Annotated in this window: 1 rRNA gene; it reads right to left on the bottom strand. The window is 53.0% G+C overall.

Going from position 1 to position 1,090, the window contains the following annotated elements:
- Positions 1-1,090 (bottom strand): 23S ribosomal RNA (locus QLG09_RS22340); the annotation flags it as partial.

Here is a 1,090-nt window from a genome sequence, read left to right as displayed (position 1 = left end):
ACGTTAGAACACCAGCCATTAAAGGGTGGTATTTCAAGGTTGGCTCCACGCAGACTGGCGTCCACGCTTCAAAGCCTCCCACCTATCCTACACATCAAGGACCAGTGTTCAGTGTCAAGCTATAGTAAAGGTTCACGGGGTCTTTCCGTCTTGCCGCGGGTACACTGCATCTTCACAGCGAGTTCAATTTCACTGAGTCTCGGGTGGAGACAGCCTGGCCATCATTACGCCATTCGTGCAGGTCGGAACTTACCCGACAAGGAATTTCGCTACCTTAGGACCGTTATAGTTACGGCCGCCGTTTACCGGGGCTTCGATCAAGAGCTTCGCGTTACCGCTAACCCCATCAATTAACCTTCCGGCACCGGGCAGGCGTCACACCGTATACGTCCACTTTCGTGTTTGCACAGTGCTGTGTTTTTAATAAACAGTTGCAGCCAGCTGGTATCTTCGACTGATTTCAGCTCCACCCGCAGGGGCTTCACCTACATATCAGCGTGCCTTCTCCCGAAGTTACGGCACCATTTTGCCTAGTTCCTTCACCCGAGTTCTCTCAAGCGCCTTGGTATTCTCTACCTGACCACCTGTGTCGGTTTGGGGTACGATTTGATGTTACCTGATGCTTAGAGGCTTTTCCTGGAAGCAGGGCATTTGTTACTTCAGCACCGTAGTGCCTCGTCATCACACCTCAGCGTTAATAAACGACCGGATTTACCTAATCGTTCCGCCTACATGCTTAAACCGGGACAACCGTCGCCCGGCTAACATAGCCTTCTCCGTCCCCCCTTCGCAGTAACACCAAGTACAGGAATATTAACCTGTTTCCCATCGACTACGCCTTTCGGCCTCGCCTTAGGGGTCGACTCACCCTGCCCCGATTAACGTTGGACAGGAACCCTTGGTCTTCCGGCGAGCGGGCTTTTCACCCGCTTTATCGTTACTTATGTCAGCATTCGCACTTCTGATACCTCCAGCACCCCTCACAGGACACCTTCAACGGCTTACAGAACGCTCCCCTACCCAACAACACATAGTGTCGCTGCCGCAGCTTCGGTGCATGGTTTAGCCCCGTTACATCTTCCGCGCAGGC

Origin of the sequence: Enterobacter sp. V89_11 (assembly GCF_029967775.1) — a bacterium.
Classification (GTDB): Bacteria; Pseudomonadota; Gammaproteobacteria; order Enterobacterales; family Enterobacteriaceae; genus Enterobacter; species Enterobacter ludwigii.
Note: the sequence above shows the minus strand (reverse complement) of the source record. Positions and strands in the feature narration are given on the sequence as shown.